Below are 369 nucleotides of genomic sequence, written 5' to 3' on the forward strand. Positions count from 1 at the left end.
TATATATATTTTTTGCCCTGGAAAAACCAAATGGTGCGGGCAATAGAGCAAGCCGGAGGTAAAGTCATGTGCCTTTCAGCCCACAACAATATTCAACTAATGTGTCAACTGGGAGCTGTAAAAAAGTATATTAAGAAACATAATATCCAACTTATCCATGCTCATTTGCCCTGGGCTGGTTTTTTAGCCCGAGTTATCCATCGACACATACGAATACCGGTTATTTACACAGAACACAACAAGCAGGAGCGCTATCACAGGATAACCTTCTGGCTCAATAAGCTGACTTTTGGGTGGCAAAACATGGCTGTCGCAGTTTCCAATGATGTAGAAGTGTCAATCAGAAAAAATATAGGAGCCAAAACGACC

The 369-nt window shown here is 41.5% G+C and carries 1 protein-coding gene; it reads left to right on the top strand.

The features are described from left to right. Positions 1 to 99: 99 nt before the first annotated feature. Positions 100 to 369, top strand: a 270-nt coding sequence (locus tag E1176_RS00115; protein ID WP_222933028.1) for a glycosyltransferase, incomplete at its 3' end; no start/stop codon positions are given.

Origin of the sequence: Fulvivirga aurantia, from assembly GCF_009711475.1 — a bacterium.
Classification (GTDB): Bacteria; Bacteroidota; Bacteroidia; order Cytophagales; family Cyclobacteriaceae; genus Fulvivirga; species Fulvivirga aurantia.